An 18,080-nucleotide genomic window follows, 5' to 3' on the forward strand; every position below is an offset into this window, starting at 1 on the left:
CGTGAGTAGGTTGGGCTTCTCTGCGTCCCGAAGTGGAGGCGTGCAGGGCAATGCCTGTGGCGGCTCCAGGTGGCAGGGCGCCCCCTTGCTCAGAGCTGCCCGCCCGGAGTTTGGAGCTCAGGCTACCGATGCTCTAAAGGGATCGGTGGGGATGATCTCTGCCTCGTCAAAGAGCTGTTCCAATGCCTCGTGTCCGTGTCGCCGACGGAATTCGATTTCGGCGGTGGTCACCGGAAGGGCCCACAGGATGCGGGCGTGCCCTTCGGGTAGTGGGCAGTGTTCGAGGTCGGGACCGTGGAGGTAGGGCAGGCTGATCAGCAAGTGGTCGCAGGTCGACCCCGGCACCCACGGTTCACCGATCGGCATGCTGTGCTCCAGGTCGAGCGGGCGCCCTCCGCAGTGGTAGTAGGCAACCATCGCCATGAGTTCGATGAACCGCTCATCGCGGACGTGTGCGGTCATGACGAACTCAAGGCCGTTACCGTGCTGCTCCATCGAGGCCCAGCACCCGGCAGTCACATAGGCCCAGCTGTCGCTGCGGGGGCCGGGCTCCACCACGAGTACTCGCAGCTCGGGCAGTGCCGCTCGCCGCTCTGGGCCCAGGTCGCAGTCGACGGCCTCGACGGCATGCCCTGCGAAGAACGCCCGGATGTGCGCCTCAACCACCTCCGCGGCCGGCACCCTTGCATCACTCACCGCTCGATCATCCCAGACCGCGATCGACTGCCCCTGACTCCTGACACAACACCAGCAGCGACACAGGCAGACGACGAGACCTGATGCCAGCACGCCCACGTGCGGCAGGATGGCCCCTGGACCACGGTCCGGGGGCCTCGTCGTTTTCTGGGGCTGACCTGCGGACTCTGGCCCCGCGGCCAGTCCACGCATAGTCCACAGCACCCGACATACGGCCGCTCCGAGCGGCATACGGCTGCACATACGCGAAGACCCCGGCCTCAGCGTTTCCGCTGGTGACGGGGTCTTTAGGCACCTGATCAAAGGTGCCCCCGGCAGGATTCGAACCTGCGCACACGGCTCCGGAGGCCGTTGCTCTATCCCCTGAGCTACGGGGGCGTGTCGGTCGTGAGGTGTTGCTCGCGGCGACGGGTAGAACACTACCAGCTCGCTCGGGGTGATCAGGAACGGGTTTGCGGGGCTGGTCGCTCGGGCGGGGTGGAAGTGGGGAAAACCCGGACGCGGTGGCCGGTCCCGACCTACTCTCGAGTTGTGTCAGGCGCGTCGGGCCGGGTGCTTGTGGTGGACGACAACAAGGTCATCCGGCAGCTGATCAGGGTCAATCTCGAGCTGGAGGGCCTCGAGGTCGTGACCGCGTCCGATGGTGCCGAGTGTCTGGATGTGGTGCATCAGGTCCGGCCCGATCTTGTGACCCTCGACGTCGTCATGCCCCGGTTGGACGGATTGGGCACCGCCGCTCGGCTGCGTGCCGATCCGCGGACGCGGGACCTTCCCCTCGTCGTCATCAGCGCCTGTACGCAGTACGAGGTCGAGGCCGGCCTCGAGGTGGGCGTCGACGCCTTTCTTGCCAAGCCCTTCGATCCCGTCGAACTCGTTTCCGTCGTAAGGACGTTGGTGGAACGGGAGCGGGAGCGGGAGATGGTGCGGGACGAGGAGAGGGGTGAAGGGGAGTTGGGGACGGGAACCGTCATCGCGGTCGGGAAAGCCGGGCTGCCGGGGGCGGGAGCCGCGGCCGGGGAGTGAGGTCCTGTCTGTTCTTGTGCCTTTTGCCGGCAGGCGCCGTTGCTGAGTCTTCCCGTCATCCGTCCGCGTCGTCCATCGCCCCTCGCCGTCCACCTTTCGGCGAGCCGCTTCCTCGCCCGTTCCTCGCCCCCTCCTCTCGCCCTCCGTGCCCGTCGGCTTCGGTCGGGTTCGTTGTTCGGTGTCCATATCTCGGGACCTCGGCCGACCGGCTCGCCCACCCACCCCCCTCCTCCCCTAGGCTTGTGCCGTGACCCCCGTCGAGCTGTCTCGTGCCGTGCTGTGCGCGGTGCGTCGTGCTGTCGACGACGGGGAGCTCAGCGTGGCCGTTCCCGATCGGGCCGTCGTCACGCCGCCGGGGCCCGGAGGGCGCGGGGACTACGCCACCGGCATCGCGTTGCAGCTGGCCCGGCCCGCCGGGCAGACCCCGCTTCGGGTGGCCGAGGTTCTCCGGCCGTATCTGATGGGGGCCGAGGGCGTTCGCGGGGTGGAGATCACCGGACCCGGGTTCCTCAATCTCAGCCTCGACGGTCCGGCGGTCGCCGACCTGGTCCGGCGGATCAGGGCGGAGGGTCCGCGGTACGGGCACGGCGACGGCCTCGCCGGAGAGGTCTTCGAGGTGCGGGTGCCGTACGAGGTGCGGGCCGAGGTGCTCGCCGACGTGCTCGCGCGCATGGTCGGGGCACAGGGCGGGCGGGTCGACGTCAGTCACGACGGCGGTCATGGCGGTCACGGCGGTCATGGCGGTCACGGCGGTGAGAGGGGGCGTGCCGTGCTGCGGCCGGCGCCCGCTCCGGAGGACCCCGCTCCGCTCGGGCTCGACGCCGCTCGCTGGGCCCTGATCCACCCCGCCCCGCACGACCGGCCCCGCATCACCGCCGACCATCTGGTCCAGCGCGAGGGCAACCCCCTCTTCCGCGTCCGGTACGCCCACGCCCGTACCCGGGCCGTGTGCCGCAACGCCGCCGACCTGGGCTTCGCCGCCGAGCCCGGCCCGCTGGACGCCGCCGACCTCGTCGGCCTCCTCGCCGACCATCCCCGCGTCCTCGGCACCGCCGTCGCCCCGTCGAACCGGCCGGTCAAGCCGTCGTCCGGCGCGCGGGTCGTCCCCGACGTCGGCGCGCCGTCCCGGCTGGCCCGGCATCTGGTCGGGGTGGCCGACGCCACGCTCGTCCTGCTGCCCGCCGTCCTTCCGCGGGGTGCGGAGAAACCCTCGGCCGCCCATCGCGCCCGGCTCGCGCTCGCCGAAGCCGCCGGGGCGGTGCTGGCCGGCGGCCTGTCCCTGCTCGGCATCGACGCACCCGACCACCTCTGAGAGAGCACGCCCAGATGAGCCGATCCGCCCACCCCGCCGGGCCCCGTCACGCCGACGTCCTTCCCGAGGGCCACTACTCCGCTCCGCCCGCCGACCTCAACGCCCTCGACCCCAAGGTGTGGGCACGGACCGTCGCACGTGACGACGACGGTGTGGTGACCGTCGGCGGTGTCGACGTCGTCACCCTCGCCCAACGGCACGGCACGCCCGCCTACGTCCTCGACGAGGCCGACTTCCGCGACCGGGCCCGGGCCTGGCGCACCGCGTTCGGGGCCGACGCCGACGTCTTCTACGCGGGCAAGGCGTTCCTGTCCCGGGCCGTCGTGCGGTGGCTGCACGAGGAGGGGCTGAACCTGGACGTCTGCTCCGGCGGCGAGCTGGCCACCGCGCTGTCCGCCGGCATGCCCGCCGACCGCATCGCCTTCCACGGCAACAACAAGTCGACGGACGAGATCGAGCGCGCCGTCGACGCGGGCGTCGGACGGATCGTCCTCGACTCGTTCCAGGAGATCGTGCGGGTCGCGCACATCGCGCAGTCGCGGGGCAGGCGGCAGCGGGTGCAGATCCGGGTCACCGTCGGCGTCGAGGCGCACACGCACGAGTTCATCGCCACCGCCCACGAGGACCAGAAGTTCGGGATCCCGCTCGCCGGCGGGCAGGCCGCGGAAGCGGTGCGGCGCGCGCTCCAGCTCGACGGGCTGGAGCTGATCGGGATCCACTCGCACATCGGGTCGCAGATCTTCGACATGTCCGGCTTCGAGGTCGCCGCCCACCGGGTCGTCGGACTGCTCAAGGTCATCCGCGACGAGCACGGGGTCGAGCTGCCGGAGATCGACCTCGGCGGCGGGCTCGGGATCGCCTACACGAGCGACGACGACCCGCGCGAGCCGCACGAGATCGCCAAGGCGCTGACGGAGATCGTCACCCGGGAGTGCGAGGCGGCCAGGCTGCGGACGCCGCGCATCTCGGTGGAGCCGGGGCGCGCCATCGTCGGCCCCACCGCCTTCACCCTCTACGAGGTCGGCACCGTCAAGCCGCTCGACGGGCTGCGGACGTACGTCTCGGTCGACGGCGGCATGTCGGACAACATCCGTACCGCGCTGTACGACGCCGAGTACAGCGTCGCGCTCGTCTCCCGCGTCTCCGACGCCCCGCCGATGGCGGCGCGGGTGGTGGGCAAGCACTGCGAGAGCGGGGACATCGTGGTCAAGGACGCGTTCCTGCCGGCCGACCTGGCGCCGGGCGACCTCATCGCCGTGCCCGCCACCGGCGCGTACTGCCGGTCCATGGCCAGCAACTACAACCACGTGCTGCGGCCGCCGGTCGTCGTCGTGCACGAGGGGGAGTCGCGGGTCGTCGTGCGGCGCGAGACGGAGGAGGATCTGCTGCGGCTCGACGTCGGCTGAGACGCTCGGGACGCCGCGACGGGACAGGCGGAAGATCTCCTGTCTGCCGTCCGCCGGAAATGAAATCGATGTCTCACGATCCGGACCAGGGGCAGAAAGTCCGGTCCGGTGAGTGAGACTGGGTCAACCGGAAACATCCGTAGACGGTATGAGGAAACGAGGTCGGATGATGCGTACGCGTCCGCTGAAGGTGGCGCTGCTGGGCTGTGGAGTGGTCGGCTCAGAGGTGGCGCGCATCATGACGACGCACGCCGACGACCTCGCCGCCAGGATCGGGGCCCCCGTGGAGCTCGCCGGGGTCGCCGTGCGGCGGCCGTCGCGGGTCCGGGAGGGCATCGACCCCGCCCTCGTCACCACCGACGCGACCGCGCTGGTCAAACGCGGGGACATCGACGTCGTCGTCGAGGTCATCGGCGGCATCGAGCCGGCTCGCACGCTCATCACCACCGCCTTCGAGTACGGCGCGTCCGTCGTCTCGGCGAACAAGGCGCTCCTCGCGCAGGACGGCGCCGCGCTGCACGCCGCCGCCGAGGAGCACGGCGAGGACCTCTACTACGAGGCCGCCGTCGCCGGCGCGATCCCGCTGATCCGGCCCCTGCGCGAGTCCCTCGCCGGGGACAAGGTGAACCGGGTGCTGGGCATCGTCAACGGCACCACCAACTTCATCCTCGACAAGATGGACTCCACGGGCGCCGGATACCAGGAGGCCCTCGACGAGGCCACCGCCCTGGGGTACGCGGAGGCCGACCCGACGGCCGACGTCGAGGCGTTCGACGCCGCCGCCAAGGCCGCCATCCTCGCGGGCATCGCGTTCCACACGCGCGTGCGCCTCGACGACGTCTACCGCGAGGGCATGACCGAGGTGACGTCGGCCGACTTCGCCTCCGCCCGCGAGATGGGCTGCACCATCAAGCTGCTCGCCATCTGCGAGCGGGCCGCGGACGGCGCGTCGGTCACCGCGCGCGTGCATCCCGCGATGATCCCGCTGAGCCATCCGCTCGCCTCGGTGCGCGGCGCCTACAACGCCGTGTTCGTCGAGTCGGACGCGGCCGGGCAGCTCATGTTCTACGGTCCCGGCGCCGGCGGTGCTCCCACCGCCTCCGCCGTGCTCGGCGACCTGGTCGCCGTCTGCCGCAACCGGCTCAGCGGGGCGACGGGGCCCGGCGAGTCGGCCTACGCCGCGCTGCCGGTGTCGCCGATGGGCGATGTCGTCACCCGGTACCACATCAGTCTCGACGTCGCGGACAAGCCGGGCGTTCTCGCCCAGGTCGCCACCGTCTTCGCCGAGCACGGGGTCTCCATCGACACCGTGCGGCAGCAGGGCCGACTGGACGGCAGCGGCGAGGCCTCCCTCGTCGTCGTCACCCATCGCGCGTCCGACGCCTCCCTCACCGGGACCGTCGAGGCGCTGCGCAAGCTCGACACCGTGCGGGGTGTCGCCAGCATCATGCGGGTTGAAGGAGAGTAACCAGCAATGACCCACCAGTGGCGCGGAATCATCGAGGAGTACCGGGACCGTCTGCCGGTTTCCGACAGCACGCCCGTAGTGACGCTCCGTGAGGGCGGCACGCCCCTCGTGCCCGCGCAGGTGCTCTCCGAGCGCACGGGCTGCGAGGTCCACCTCAAGGTGGAGGGCGCGAACCCGACCGGCTCCTTCAAGGACCGGGGCATGACGATGGCCATCACGCGGGCCAAGGAGGAGGGCGCGCAGGCCGTCATCTGCGCCTCCACCGGCAACACCTCCGCCTCCGCCGCCGCGTACGCCGTGCGGGCCGGCATGGTCTCGGCCGTCCTCGTCCCGCAGGGCAAGATCGCGCTCGGCAAGATGGGCCAGGCGCTCATCCACGGCGCGAAGATCCTCCAGGTCGACGGCAACTTCGACGACTGCCTCACGCTCGCCCGCGCGCTCAGCGACAACTACCCGGTGGCGCTGGTCAATTCGGTGAACCCGGTGCGCATCGAGGGCCAGAAGACGGCCGCTTTCGAGATCGTGGACATGCTCGGCGACGCCCCGGACATCCACGTCCTCCCGGTCGGCAACGCGGGCAACATCACCGCGTACTGGAAGGGGTACCAGGAGTACGCCGCCGACAAGGTCGCCACGCGCGCGCCCCGCATGTGGGGTTTCCAGGCGTCCGGCAGCGCCCCGATCGTGCGCGGCGAGGTCGTCAAGGACCCGTCGACGATCGCCACCGCGATCCGCATCGGCAACCCGGCCTCCTGGAAGTTCGCGCTGGCCGCGCAGGAGGAGTCCGGCGGCTTCATCGACGAGGTGACGGACCGTGAGATCCTGCGCGCCTACCGGCTGTTGGCCGCGCAGGAGGGCGTCTTCGTGGAGCCCGCGTCCGCCGCGTCCGTGGCCGGTCTGCTGAAGGCGGCCGAGCAGGGCAAGGTCGACCCGGGGCAGCGGATCGTCTGCACCGTCACCGGCAACGGCCTGAAGGACCCCGACTGGGCCGTCGCGGGCGCACCGCAGCCGGTCACCGTCCCGGTCGACGCGGCGACGGCCGCCGAGCGCCTCGGACTCGCGTAAGCGACACCGGACGGTCGGACGGCGGGACGACTGAACGGCGGGCCGGCTGAACGGTCGCGGCCGTCCGCCGTCCGCCGTCCGCCGCCCGCAGGTCAGCGCCCGGCCCGAGCGCTGACCTGCAGACATCGACCTGCGGGTGATCCGTCGGGAGGACGTTCCCCGACGGATCACCCGCAGGGAACCCGGCGTTCCGGACGGGCGGCGGGGTCCTGCGGGGCCGGGCGGCGCGAAGCGGTCCGCAGCGAGGGACCGGGGCGGCTCCGGGGCCGCCCGGGCGACGCGCACGACCTCGTGCGCGACCCGTCCGGGACATCCCTGACGGGGGTGCACGAGGGGCTTACGACACGCATCGTGCGCCTCCTGTGCGCCCTATGTCGCCGCAGAACCTTCCTTCGATAGGCTGTACCGAACCCGCCTGCCGCATATGCCGCAGCGACGCGTCGCCGTCGCCGCCGCGGTCCCGGGTCCTCACCCACACATCGCATCTCATTTCGACAGCCCCGCAGCTCAAGGAGAGTCATCGCGAGATGGCCGGTCCCGCCTTCCGTGCCGCCCCCGTCCGGGTGCGCGTCCCCGCCACCAGCGCCAACCTCGGCCCGGGCTTCGACGCCTTCGGCCTCGCGCTGGGACTCTACGACGACGTCGTCGTCCGGGTGGCCGACTCAGGGCTGCACATCGACATCGCGGGGGAGGGCGGCGAGACGCTGCCCCGCGACGAGAAGCACCTGCTCGTCCGGTCCCTGCGCACGGCCTTCGACGTCCTGGGCGGCCAGCCGCGCGGCCTCGAGATCGTCTGCGCCAACCGCATCCCGCACGGCCGGGGTCTCGGCTCGTCGTCGGCCGCGATCTGCGCGGGCATCGTCGCCGCGCGCGCGGTGACCATAGGCGGCGAGAGCAGGCTCGACGACGGGGCCCTGCTGGAGCTCGCGACCGAGATCGAGGGGCACCCGGACAACGTGGCGGCCTGTCTGCTCGGCGGGTTCACCCTGTCCTGGATGGAGGCGGGCGCCGCGCGGGCCATCAGGATGGAGCCCTCCGGTTCCGTCGTTCCGGTGGTTTTCGTGCCCGGGAAGCCGGTGCTGACCGAGACCGCGCGCGGACTGCTTCCGCGCTCCGTGCCGCACGTCGACGCGGCCGCCAACGCGGGCCGCGCCGGCCTGCTCGTCGAGGCCCTGACGCGACGTCCGGAACTGCTGCTGGCGGCCACCGAGGACCGTCTGCACCAGGAGTACCGCGCACCGGCGATGCCGGACAGCGCCGCGCTGGTGGAGCGGCTGCGCGCGGACGGGATCCCCGCCGTGATCTCCGGCGCCGGGCCCACCGTGATGGCGCTGGCCGACGCGGAGACGGCCGACAAGATCGAGGCCTCGGCCGGTGCGGACTGGGCCGCGAACCGCCTGGCCCTGGACCTGCGAGGGGCGAGCGTGCTGCCCCTGGCGCCCTCCGGCGACATCTAGAAGTGCGCGGTTGCCGGATTTCGAGAGGGGGAATGTTTGTTGGATCCGGTAGTGTTAACCTCAAGTCTGCACCCGACCCCACCATGGCGAGGTGCTTCGTGTCCCCCTTCGGGACGGACTTTCTTCCGGGAGCTTCCCAAGCCGCACTGCGTTCCGTACGTCGTACCTGGGCAGTACGCCGTGCAGCGACGCTGAGCGGTCCTCGGGGCACGCTCCGGAATCGGTGCTCCCTCGCGACGTGACACCAGGTGTCACGGTTCGCTCGGGCAGCGCCATCACCAGAAATCTCTCTTCCGCCGTTCAGGCGGACAACCGCCCCGGCTTCGCCGCAGCAAGGACCGAAGTCGGACAGCACAAACGGTCGCCGAGCCAGACAGGCCGACGTCCGCTCCAGGGAAGGACCCTTCGTGAGCGACACCACCGATCTGATGGGCGCACGTGTCGAGGAGACCGCTGCCGCGCCCGCCACGGACGCCTCCGCGCCTGCCACCGGTGCGGGCTCCCGGCGACGCCGCGGCACCGGCCTCGACGGCATGGTGCTGGCCGAGCTTCAGCAGGTCGCATCCGGACTCGGTATCAGGGGCACCGCGCGGATGCGCAAGAGCCAGCTGATCGAGGTCATCAAGGAGGCGCAGGCCGGGGGAGGCGCCGCCCCCGCGAAGGCGACCCCCGCGGCGGACGCCGCCGAGACCAAGCCCAAGCGCCGCGCCACCTCCAAGGCGCGCACGGGCGAGGCCGCCGAGAAGAAGGCGGACGCCGCCGAGGCCGCCGCCGACAAGGCCGTGGCCCAGCAGCAGATCGAGATCCCCGGTCAGCCGGCCGGCGGGGAGGCCCCCGCCGAGCGCCGTCGTCGCCGCGCCACCGCCGACGCGGGCAGCCCGGAGACCGTCGCCGCCGAGGCGAAGAGCGCCGCGAAGACCGAGACGCCCGCCCCGGCGCAGGCCGAGGGCCAGCAGCCGCAGGGCGACGCCCGCGGTGACGCCGACGGCGCCGAGGGCCGTCGCCGCGACCGCCGTGAGCGCGGCCGTGACCGTGGTGACCGCGGCGAGCGCGGTGACCGTCGCAAGGGCGACGACCAGCAGGGCGGCCAGCAGCAGCGTGGCGGTCAGCAGCAGGGCCAGCAGCAGGGCGGCGGCCGTCAGGACCGCCAGCAGCGCGACAACGGCCCGCAGGACGACGACGACTTCGAGGGCGGCCGGCGTGGCCGTCGCGGCCGTTACCGCGACCGCCGCGGCCGCCGCGGGCGCGACGAGATCGGCGCCGCGGAGCCGCAGCTCGCCGACGACGACGTCCTGATCCCCGTCGCGGGCATCCTGGACATCCTCGACAACTACGCCTTCATCCGGACCTCGGGCTACCTGCCCGGTCCGAACGACGTGTACGTCTCCCTCGCCCAGGTCCGCAAGAACGGCCTGCGCAAGGGCGACCACGTCACGGGCGCGGTCCGTCAGCCCAAGGACGGCGAGCGCCGCGAGAAGTTCAACGCGCTGGTCCGGCTGGACTCCACCAACGGCATGGCGCCCGATTCCGGGCGCGGGCGGCCGGAGTTCAACAAGCTGACGCCGCTGTACCCGCAGGACCGCCTCCGTCTGGAGACGGACCCGGGCGTGCTGACGACGCGGATCATCGACCTCGTGTCGCCGATCGGCAAGGGCCAGCGCGGTCTGATCGTGGCGCCGCCGAAGACCGGCAAGACCATGATCATGCAGGCGATCGCCAACGCGATCACGCACAACAACCCCGAGTGCCACCTGATGGTCGTCCTGGTCGACGAGCGTCCGGAAGAGGTCACCGACATGCAGCGGTCGGTCAAGGGCGAGGTCATCTCCTCGACCTTCGACCGTCCGGCCGAGGACCACACCACGGTCGCCGAGCTCGCCATCGAGCGCGCCAAGCGTCTGGTGGAGCTGGGCCACGACGTCGTCGTGCTGCTCGACTCGATCACGCGTCTGGGCCGTGCGTACAACCTCGCCGCGCCCGCCTCCGGCCGCATCCTGTCCGGTGGTGTCGACTCGACCGCCCTGTACCCGCCGAAGCGCTTCTTCGGTGCGGCCCGCAACATCGAGGACGGCGGCTCGCTGACCATCCTCGCCACCGCGCTGGTGGACACCGGGTCCCGCATGGACGAGGTGATCTTCGAGGAGTTCAAGGGCACCGGCAACATGGAGCTCAAGCTCGACCGCAAGCTCGCCGACAAGCGCATCTTCCCGGCGGTGGACGTGGACGCGTCCGGCACCCGCAAGGAAGAGATCCTGCTCGGCAACGACGAGCTGGCCGTCGTCTGGAAGCTGCGCCGGGTGCTGCACGCGCTCGACCAGCAGCAGGCGATCGAGCTGCTGCTCGACAAGATGAAGCAGACGAAGTCCAACGGCGAGTTCCTGCTTCAGATCCAGAAGACGACGCCGTCGCCGGGCAACAACAACGACTGACGCCAGTCGCCGAAGACCGGTACGCAAGGGCCGCTCCCCGTTCAGGGGGGCGGCCCTTTCCGTTGTCCGCCACCGGGGTACGATCTCGCCTTCGGTCATGTTTTCGAGCATGAACCTGACGAACGTGAACTTCAGATCCCAGGGGGGACTCGAGTGGGTACACCCACGTCCGGGGGCGGTCGCAGGCGGCACAGACGCAAGCTGCGCATCGGCCTGCCGGTGGCCGCGGCCGCGGTGGCCGCCGCCGTGGCCGGCGCACTGCTGACGTCGTCGGCGCAGGCGGCCGAGGCGCCGCCCGTGCCCAAGCTCAGCGTGCCGTCCGCGAAGGAGCTGCAGAAGCGGCTCGACATCGCCCTCGCCGGCGACGACGTCCCGGGACGGACGTCGAAGGAGCCGCTGGCCTCCAGCAGCCGCGCCACGGTCGACCCGAAGATCATCGGCGGGACGACCACCACCATCACCAAGGCGCCCTGGATGGCGCAGCTGTGGTACGGCGACGACCGCGGCACGCCGACGAACACCGCCGACGACATCGGCTTCTTCTGCGGCGGCGCCGTCGTGTCCCCGACGAAGATCGTGACCGCGGCGCACTGCGTCAAGGGCTACGACTGGTTGAACCACGGCACGATCATCACCGGCACCTCCCAGCTGCCCGTGGCAGGCGACCTGCACGGGGGCAGCAGGACCGGCGTCCTGCGCCAGTGGAACCACCCCTCGTACAGTGCGTCGACGATCGACAACGACATCGCCGTGCTGACCCTGGGCACCCCGCTCACGGTCAAGCCGCTCCCGATGATCCCGGCCGGCAACACCGGGTCGTACGCGCCCGGCACGAACGCGACGGTCTTCGGCTGGGGGCGCACGTCCTCCGCCACCCAGGACATCTCCGACGACCTGAAGACGGCCACGCTGCCGATCCAGTCGGACGCCACCTGCGCGGGCTACTACCCCGACGACTTCGTCAAGAGCCACATGGTGTGCGCGGGCAACCCCGCCAGCGGCAGCGACGCCGGCACCACCGCCACCTGCAACGGCGACTCCGGCGGCCCGCTGGTCGTCGGCGGACGGCTCGTGGGCGTCGTGTCCTGGGGCGTGACCGACTGCGTCAAGAGCGGCGCGTACAGCGTCTTCAGCAAGGTCACGACGTACGTCGGCGCCGTCTACCCGCGGGTCGACGACACCAACCTCAGCTTCGACCACATGGCCGACCTGTTCGTGCGCAACGCCGCCACCCAGACGGCCTACGAGCTCGACTCCAAGGGCACCTCGCTGGCCGCCCGCGACTCCTGGGGCACCTGGAGCGGCTACAACCTCATCCTCCAGGCGGACCTCGACCGCGACGGCTTCCAGGACCTGATCCTGCGCCGCTCCTCGGACGGGGACGTCTTCTGGGAACACTTCGTGCCCGCCAGTGAGTCCTGGGCCAGCCAGCTCATCGGCGACAACTGGAAGAGCCGCCTGTCGATCGTCGCCCCCGGCGACGTCACCGGCGACTTCCTGCCCGACCTCGTCTCCGTGGACTCCGCCGGCACCCTGTGGATCAACCCGGGCCGGGGCAACGGCAGCATCGGCGCCTCGGTCAAGGCCGGCACGGGCTGGAACAACTACAACGTCGTGCGCGGTCACGGCGACTTCAACGGCGACGGCCGGGCCGACCTGATCGCCCGCAACAAGACCAGCGGCGCCGTCTACCTGTTCCGGGGCCGCGGCGTGAGCGGGACGAGCGCCTTCGCGCCCGGCCTCAAGGTCGCCACCTGGAGCAACACCACGTACAACGCGTTCGCCACCGTCGGCGACGTCAACGGCGACGGAAAGGCGGACCTGCTGGCCCGCACCCCCGCCGGCACGCTCTACCTGTACCGGGGCAACGGAAGCACGGGCAGTGTGATCTTTTCCGCAGGGATCTCGCTGGGCACGAGCTTCAAGCAGTACGACCTCCTCGGCTGAAACCGCAGGTGGGAGCGGATTCCCGCTCCCACCCGCGCAACGCTCCGTGACCGGTCGCTCACCGACCGGGCACGGAGCGTTCGTGCAACCCTGTCCCGAGTTTCCCCGTCTGTCCTGGCGGAGTGACGATGGTGAGGTCGCACGAGAACCGAGGAGCGCATGTCCGCCGAGAGCACACCGGAGCCCGGCATACCGGGTGAGACCGGCACGACGAGCGGGGCCGACGGGAGCAAGGGCCCGCGCCACCGCAGACAGCGGGGCAGGCGCAAGGGTCTGCTGATCGCCGCCTGGACCGCCGCCGGCATCGTGGTGCTGGGCGGCACCGGAGTGGGCTACCTGTACTTCAAGCTCAACGGCAACATCAAGAGCGTCGACATCGACCAAGCGCTGGGCACGGACCGCCCCACCAAGACCGACAACGGCTCCGAGAACATCCTCGTCCTCGGCTCCGACACCCGCTCCGGCGCCAACAAGAAGCTGGGCGGCGGCGCCGACGACGGCAGCGCCCGCTCCGACACGGCGATGATCATCCACGTGTACAAGGGGCACAAGAAGGCGAGCGTGGTCTCCGTGCCGCGCGACACCCTCATCGACCGCCCCGCCTGCACCGACGCCCAGGGCGTCGCGCACGACGCCGCGCGCGGCGTCATGTTCAACTCGGCGTACTCCACGGGCGGCGCCGCCTGCGCCGTCAAGACGGTCGAGTCGATCAGCGGCGTCCGCATGGACCACTACCTCGAGGTCGACTTCTCCGGCTTCGAGAAGCTCATCGACGAGCTCGGCGGCGTCCCCGTCACCACCACCAAGGCCATCAAGGACCCCGACAGCCATCTGGACCTCAAGGCCGGCACGCACACCCTCGACGGCGAGCAGGCCCTCGGCCTGGTCCGCACCCGGCACGGCGTCGGCGACGGCTCCGACCTCGGGCGCATCCAGCTCCAGCAGGCGTTCATCAAGGCGCTCGTCAACCAGGTCAAGCACGTCGGCCTCTTCACCGGCGGCACGAAGCTGTACGACCTCGCCGACACCGCCACCAAGGCCGTCACGACCGACTCCCACCTCGGCTCGCTGAACTCGCTGATGTCCTTCGCCAACGGCCTCAAGAGCATCAGCGCGACCCACATGAACATGGTCACGATGCCGGTCCTGTACGACCCGTCCGACCCCAACCGGGTCATCGTCTCCGAGGCGAAGGCCAAGCAGGTCTGGGCGGCCCTGAAGAACGACCGGCCCATTCCGAGGTCGGCCGTCACGGGCAACGCGACGGGCGAGGCCGACGGGGTCGTCACGTCGTCCTGAGGGCGTCGGGACGGCGTCGCGGGGCCGCCGGGAATAGATCGCCCCGCCCCCCGGTTTTGGGGGATGCGGCCAGTCCTGGCAGACTGGTACGTCGGCTCCGGTTCACGCTCGTCGTATCCCGCGGCAGCGACCCGGCGCCCTCCCGAAACTAGGAGACACCTTGAAGCGCGACATTCACCCCGAGTACGTCGAGACGCAGGTCAGCTGCACCTGTGGCGCGTCGTTCACCACCCGCAGCACGATCGAGGGCGGCAACATCCGCGCCGACGTCTGCTCCGAGTGCCACCCGTTCTACACGGGCAAGCAGAAGATCCTCGACACCGGTGGCCGTGTGGCCCGCTTCGAGGCCCGCTTCGGCAAGGCCGCCGCCGGCTCCAAGAAGTAGCGAGCCCCTCTTCGCCGGTCCACGGCCGTGTCCCCGCCCGGGGGCGCGCCGGGACCGGCGTTTTTGGTCGCCCGCCCTTCCCCCACGTTCGTCATTCAGGAGCCCACCATGTTCGAGGCCGTCGAGGAGTTGCTCGGAGAGCACGCCGACCTGGAGAAGAAGCTCGCCGACCCGTCGGTCCACGCCGACCAGGCCAACGCGCGCAAGCTGAACAAGCGCTACGCCGAGCTGACCCCGATCGTCGGCACGTACCGCTCCTGGCGGCAGACCGGCGAGGACGTCGAGACCGCGCGCGAACTCGCCGCCGACGACCCCGACTTCGCGGCCGAGGTCAAGGAGCTGGAGAAGCAGCGCGAGGAGCTCACCGAGAAGCTGCGGCTGCTGCTGGTGCCCCGGGACCCGTCCGACGACAAGGACGTCATCCTGGAGATCAAGGCCGGCGCGGGCGGCGACGAATCCGCCCTGTTCGCGGGCGACCTGCTGCGGATGTACCTGCGCTACGCCGAGCGCGTGGGGTGGAAGACCGAGATCATCGACGCCACCGAGTCCGAGCTGGGCGGCTACAAGGACGTCCAGGTCGCCGTGAAGACCAAGGGCGGCCAGGGCGCCACCGAGCCCGGGCAGGGCGTGTGGGCGCGGCTGAAGTACGAGGGCGGCGTGCACCGGGTGCAGCGCGTGCCCGCGACCGAGTCGCAGGGCCGCATCCACACCTCCGCCGCCGGCGTGCTCGTCACGCCCGAGGCCGAGGAGGTCGAGGTCGAGATCAACGCCAACGACCTGCGCATCGACGTCTACCGGTCCTCCGGGCCCGGCGGCCAGTCCGTCAACACCACCGACTCCGCCGTGCGCATCACGCACCTTCCCACCGGAGTCGTCGCCTCCTGCCAGAACGAGAAGAGCCAGTTGCAGAACAAGGAGCAGGCGATGCGTATCCTGCGCTCCAGGCTGCTGGCGGCGGCGCAGGAGGAGGCCGAGCGGGAGGCCGCGGACGCCCGCCGCAGCCAGGTCCGCACCGTCGACCGCTCCGAGAAGATCCGCACGTACAACTTCCCGGAGAACCGCATCTCGGACCACCGGGTCGGCTTCAAGTCGTACAACCTGGACCAGGTCCTGGACGGCGACCTCGACGCGGTCATCCAGGCGTGCGTCGACGCGGACTCGGCCGCCAAGCTCGCGGCCGCGTAGGCCGCGCAGGCGATGTAGGACGTACGCACGACGAGTACGACACGGAGGACGGCGCGTGCAGCAATCATTTGGGGGACGTCCCCCAAGCCCCCGCAGTCTGCTGCTCGCTGAGGTAGCCCAGGCCACCCAGCGGCTGGCCGACGCCGGCGTGCCCTCGCCGCGCAACGACGCGGAGGAGCTCGCCGCTTTCGTGCACGGTGTGAAGCGCGGACAGCTGCACTCCGTGCAGGACTCCGACTTCGACGCCCGCTACTGGGAGGTCATCGCCCGGCGCGAGCAGCGCGAACCGCTCCAGCACATCACCGGGCGGGCCTTCTTCCGCTACCTGGAGCTCCAGGTGGGCCCCGGAGTCTTCGTGCCGCGCCCCGAGACCGAGTCGGTCGTCGGCTGGGCCATAGACGCCGTGCGCGCCATGGACGTCGTCGAGCCCCGCATCGTCGACCTGTGCACCGGCAGCGGCGCCATCGCGCTCGCCCTCGCCCAGGAGGTGCCGCGTTCCCGTGTGCACGCCGTGGAGCTGTCCGAGGACGCCCTGCGGTGGACGCGCAAGAACATGGAGGGGTCCAGGGTCGACCTGCGTCAGGGAGACGCCCTGGACGCCTTCCGCGACCTCGACGGCCAGGTCGACCTGGTCGTGTCCAACCCGCCGTACATCCCGCTCACCGAGTGGGAGTACGTCGCCCCCGAGGCCCGGGACTACGACCCCGAACTCGCCCTGTTCTCCGGCGAGGACGGCCTCGACCTGATCCGCGGCATCGAGCGCACCGCGCACCGGCTGCTGCGTCCCGGCGGCGTCGTCGTCATCGAGCACGCCGACACGCAGGGCGGCCAGGTGCCGTGGATCTTCACCGAGGAGCGGGGCTGGGCCGACGCGGCCGACCACCCCGACCTCAACAACCGGCCGCGCTTCGCCACCGCCCGCAGGGCGATGCCGTGAGCGTCGTCGTTCCCGATACTTTCGACCCGCAGCAGGACGCGCACCCACACGCGCTCGCATACGCGCAGAGGTACTTCGTGTACGAGGAGGCTCGCTAGATGGCACGGCGATACGACACCAACGACGCCACCGACCGTGTGACCGGTCTGCGCGAGGCCGCGTCCGCCGTCCGCCGTGGCGAGCTCGTGGTCCTGCCGACCGACACCGTGTACGGGATCGGCGCCGACGCGTTCTCCTCCGAGGCCGTCACCGACCTGCTGGCCGCGAAGGGCCGGGGCCGCAACATGCCCACGCCCGTCCTCATCGGCTCCCCGAACACGCTGCACGGCCTCGTCACGGACTTCTCCGAGCTGGCCTGGGAACTGGTGGACGCGTTCTGGCCGGGCGCGCTCACACTGGTCGCCAGGCACCAGCCGTCGCTCCAGTGGGACCTGGGCGACACCCGTGGCACGGTCGCCGTGCGCATGCCGCTGCACCCGGTCGCCATCGAACTGCTCACCGAGGTCGGCCCGATGGCGGTCTCCTCGGCCAACCTGACGGGCCACCCGGCCCCGGAGACCTGCGACTACGCCCAGGAGATGCTCGGCGACTCGGTCTCCGTCTACCTCGACGGCGGCCCGACCCCCGGCAACGTGCCCTCCTCGATCGTCGACGTCAGCCGGGAGGTGCCGCTGCTGCTGCGGGCGGGCGCGATCTCCGCCGACGAGCTGAGGAAGGTCGTACCCGACCTCGAGGTGGCGAATTGACAGCCCCTGACGCGGGGCGTGGCATAGGCAACGGGGAACGTGCCGCGGAGCAGACGACGACGTTCGGGTTTCCGCGCGACACCTTCCGCATCCTCCACGTCAGCACCGGCAACGTCTGCCGCTCGCCCATCACCGAGCGGCTGACGCGGCATTTCGTGTCGCAGCGGCTCGGGATGCTGGGCGGCGGGCTGATCGTGGAGAGCGCGGGCACCTGGGGCCACGAGGGCGCGCCGATGGAGGCCAACGCGGAGACCGTGCTGGCCGACTTCGGCGCGGACGCCTCCGGCTTCACCGGGCGCGAGCTGCTCGACGAGCACGTCATCATGGCCGACCTGGTCCTGACGGCGACCCGCGACCATCGCGCCCAGGTCATCTCCATGGGCCACTCGGCCGGTCTGCGCACCTTCACGCTGAAGGAGTTCACCCGCCTGGTGAACGCCATCGACCCGGCCACGCTGCCCTCCCTCGACGAGGGCGTGGTGATGCGCGCACGGGCCCTGGTGCGCGCCGCGGCGGCTCTACGCGGGTGGCTCCTCGCCCCGACGCCGGAGGCGGACGAGGTCTACGACCCCTACGGAGCGCCCCTGCCGTTCTTCCGCTCGATCGGCGACGAGATACACCAGGCGCTGGACCCCGTCGTCACGGCCCTGACCGGCGTACCCGCCCGCACCTGACGTGTCGGCGGCCGCGGCGCGCACCGCGTCCCGGAGGGCGACCTTGGTCGC

General features: G+C 71.1%; 15 protein-coding genes and 1 tRNA gene. 14 read left to right on the forward strand and 2 right to left on the reverse strand.

The annotated features are described in order from the left end of the window. Window positions 1–117 precede the first annotated feature (117 nt). Both KMS84_RS18170 and KMS84_RS18175 read right to left on the reverse strand, forming a co-directional pair. On the reverse strand, window positions 118–696 hold the full coding sequence (locus tag KMS84_RS18170; RefSeq protein ID WP_256917291.1) for a suppressor of fused domain protein: 579 nt from the start codon (window positions 694–696) through the stop codon (window positions 118–120). 306 nt (window positions 697–1,002) lie between these two features. After that, a tRNA-Arg gene (locus KMS84_RS18175) sits at window positions 1,003–1,074 on the reverse strand. Between the two features lie 105 nt (window positions 1,075–1,179). On the opposite strand from KMS84_RS18175, the gene KMS84_RS18180 reads away from it, so the two are divergent. From KMS84_RS18180 to KMS84_RS18245, 14 genes are all read left to right on the forward strand, one after another. Further along, entirely contained in the window at window positions 1,180–1,719 is a 540-nt protein-coding gene (locus KMS84_RS18180) for a response regulator (RefSeq protein ID WP_256917310.1), read from the forward strand. A gap of 247 nt (window positions 1,720–1,966) precedes the next feature. Next, window positions 1,967–3,031, forward strand: coding sequence for an ArgS-related anticodon-binding protein NrtL (nrtL, locus tag KMS84_RS18185; protein ID WP_256917292.1), 1,065 nt, complete (start codon window positions 1,967–1,969; stop codon window positions 3,029–3,031). Between the two features lie 14 nt (window positions 3,032–3,045). After that, entirely contained in the window at window positions 3,046–4,437 is a 1,392-nt protein-coding gene (gene lysA / locus KMS84_RS18190) for a diaminopimelate decarboxylase (RefSeq protein WP_256917293.1), read from the forward strand. A 169-nt stretch (window positions 4,438–4,606) separates the two neighbouring features. Further along, a complete protein-coding gene (locus KMS84_RS18195; protein ID WP_069770009.1) occupies window positions 4,607–5,905 on the forward strand; it encodes a homoserine dehydrogenase in 1,299 nt (432 codons plus the stop codon). 6 nt (window positions 5,906–5,911) lie between these two features. Next, a complete protein-coding gene (gene thrC / locus KMS84_RS18200) occupies window positions 5,912–6,970 on the forward strand; it encodes a threonine synthase (RefSeq protein ID WP_256917294.1) in 1,059 nt (352 codons plus the stop codon). Window positions 6,971–7,497: 527 nt separating this feature from the next. Continuing rightward, window positions 7,498–8,427 (forward strand): homoserine kinase, encoded by a 930-nt coding sequence (thrB, locus tag KMS84_RS18205; RefSeq protein ID WP_256917295.1) that lies wholly within the window; start codon window positions 7,498–7,500, stop codon window positions 8,425–8,427. A 407-nt stretch (window positions 8,428–8,834) separates the two neighbouring features. Next, window positions 8,835–10,856, forward strand: a complete 2,022-nt coding sequence (gene rho, locus KMS84_RS18210; RefSeq protein ID WP_256917296.1) for a transcription termination factor Rho — start codon at window positions 8,835–8,837, stop codon at window positions 10,854–10,856. Between the two features lie 153 nt (window positions 10,857–11,009). Further along, a complete protein-coding gene (locus KMS84_RS18215) occupies window positions 11,010–12,803 on the forward strand; it encodes a trypsin-like serine protease (protein WP_256917297.1) in 1,794 nt (597 codons plus the stop codon). Window positions 12,804–12,962: 159 nt separating this feature from the next. After that, the gene (locus KMS84_RS18220; protein WP_256917298.1) at window positions 12,963–14,102 is read left to right on the forward strand and encodes an LCP family protein; all 1,140 of its coding nucleotides are present in this window, start codon (window positions 12,963–12,965) and stop codon (window positions 14,100–14,102) included. A 160-nt stretch (window positions 14,103–14,262) separates the two neighbouring features. Further along, window positions 14,263–14,487 (forward strand): 50S ribosomal protein L31, encoded by a 225-nt coding sequence (gene rpmE, locus KMS84_RS18225; protein ID WP_069769943.1) that lies wholly within the window; start codon window positions 14,263–14,265, stop codon window positions 14,485–14,487. 108 nt (window positions 14,488–14,595) lie between these two features. Continuing rightward, on the forward strand, window positions 14,596–15,672 hold the full coding sequence (gene prfA / locus KMS84_RS18230; protein ID WP_256917299.1) for a peptide chain release factor 1: 1,077 nt from the start codon (window positions 14,596–14,598) through the stop codon (window positions 15,670–15,672). 97 nt (window positions 15,673–15,769) lie between these two features. Continuing rightward, a complete protein-coding gene (gene prmC, locus KMS84_RS18235; RefSeq protein ID WP_069770011.1) occupies window positions 15,770–16,609 on the forward strand; it encodes a peptide chain release factor N(5)-glutamine methyltransferase in 840 nt (279 codons plus the stop codon). 98 nt (window positions 16,610–16,707) lie between these two features. After that, a complete protein-coding gene (locus KMS84_RS18240; protein WP_256917300.1) occupies window positions 16,708–17,355 on the forward strand; it encodes an L-threonylcarbamoyladenylate synthase in 648 nt (215 codons plus the stop codon). Next, window positions 17,352–18,029, forward strand: coding sequence for an arsenate reductase/protein-tyrosine-phosphatase family protein (locus KMS84_RS18245; RefSeq protein ID WP_256917301.1), 678 nt, complete (start codon window positions 17,352–17,354; stop codon window positions 18,027–18,029). Before KMS84_RS18240 ends, KMS84_RS18245 begins: the two co-directional genes overlap by 4 nt. The last annotated feature ends 51 nt before the right edge of the window (window positions 18,030–18,080 follow it).

Origin of the sequence: Streptomyces hilarionis (genome assembly GCF_024539675.1) — a bacterium.
Taxonomy (GTDB): domain Bacteria; phylum Actinomycetota; class Actinomycetes; order Streptomycetales; family Streptomycetaceae; genus Streptomyces; species Streptomyces hilarionis.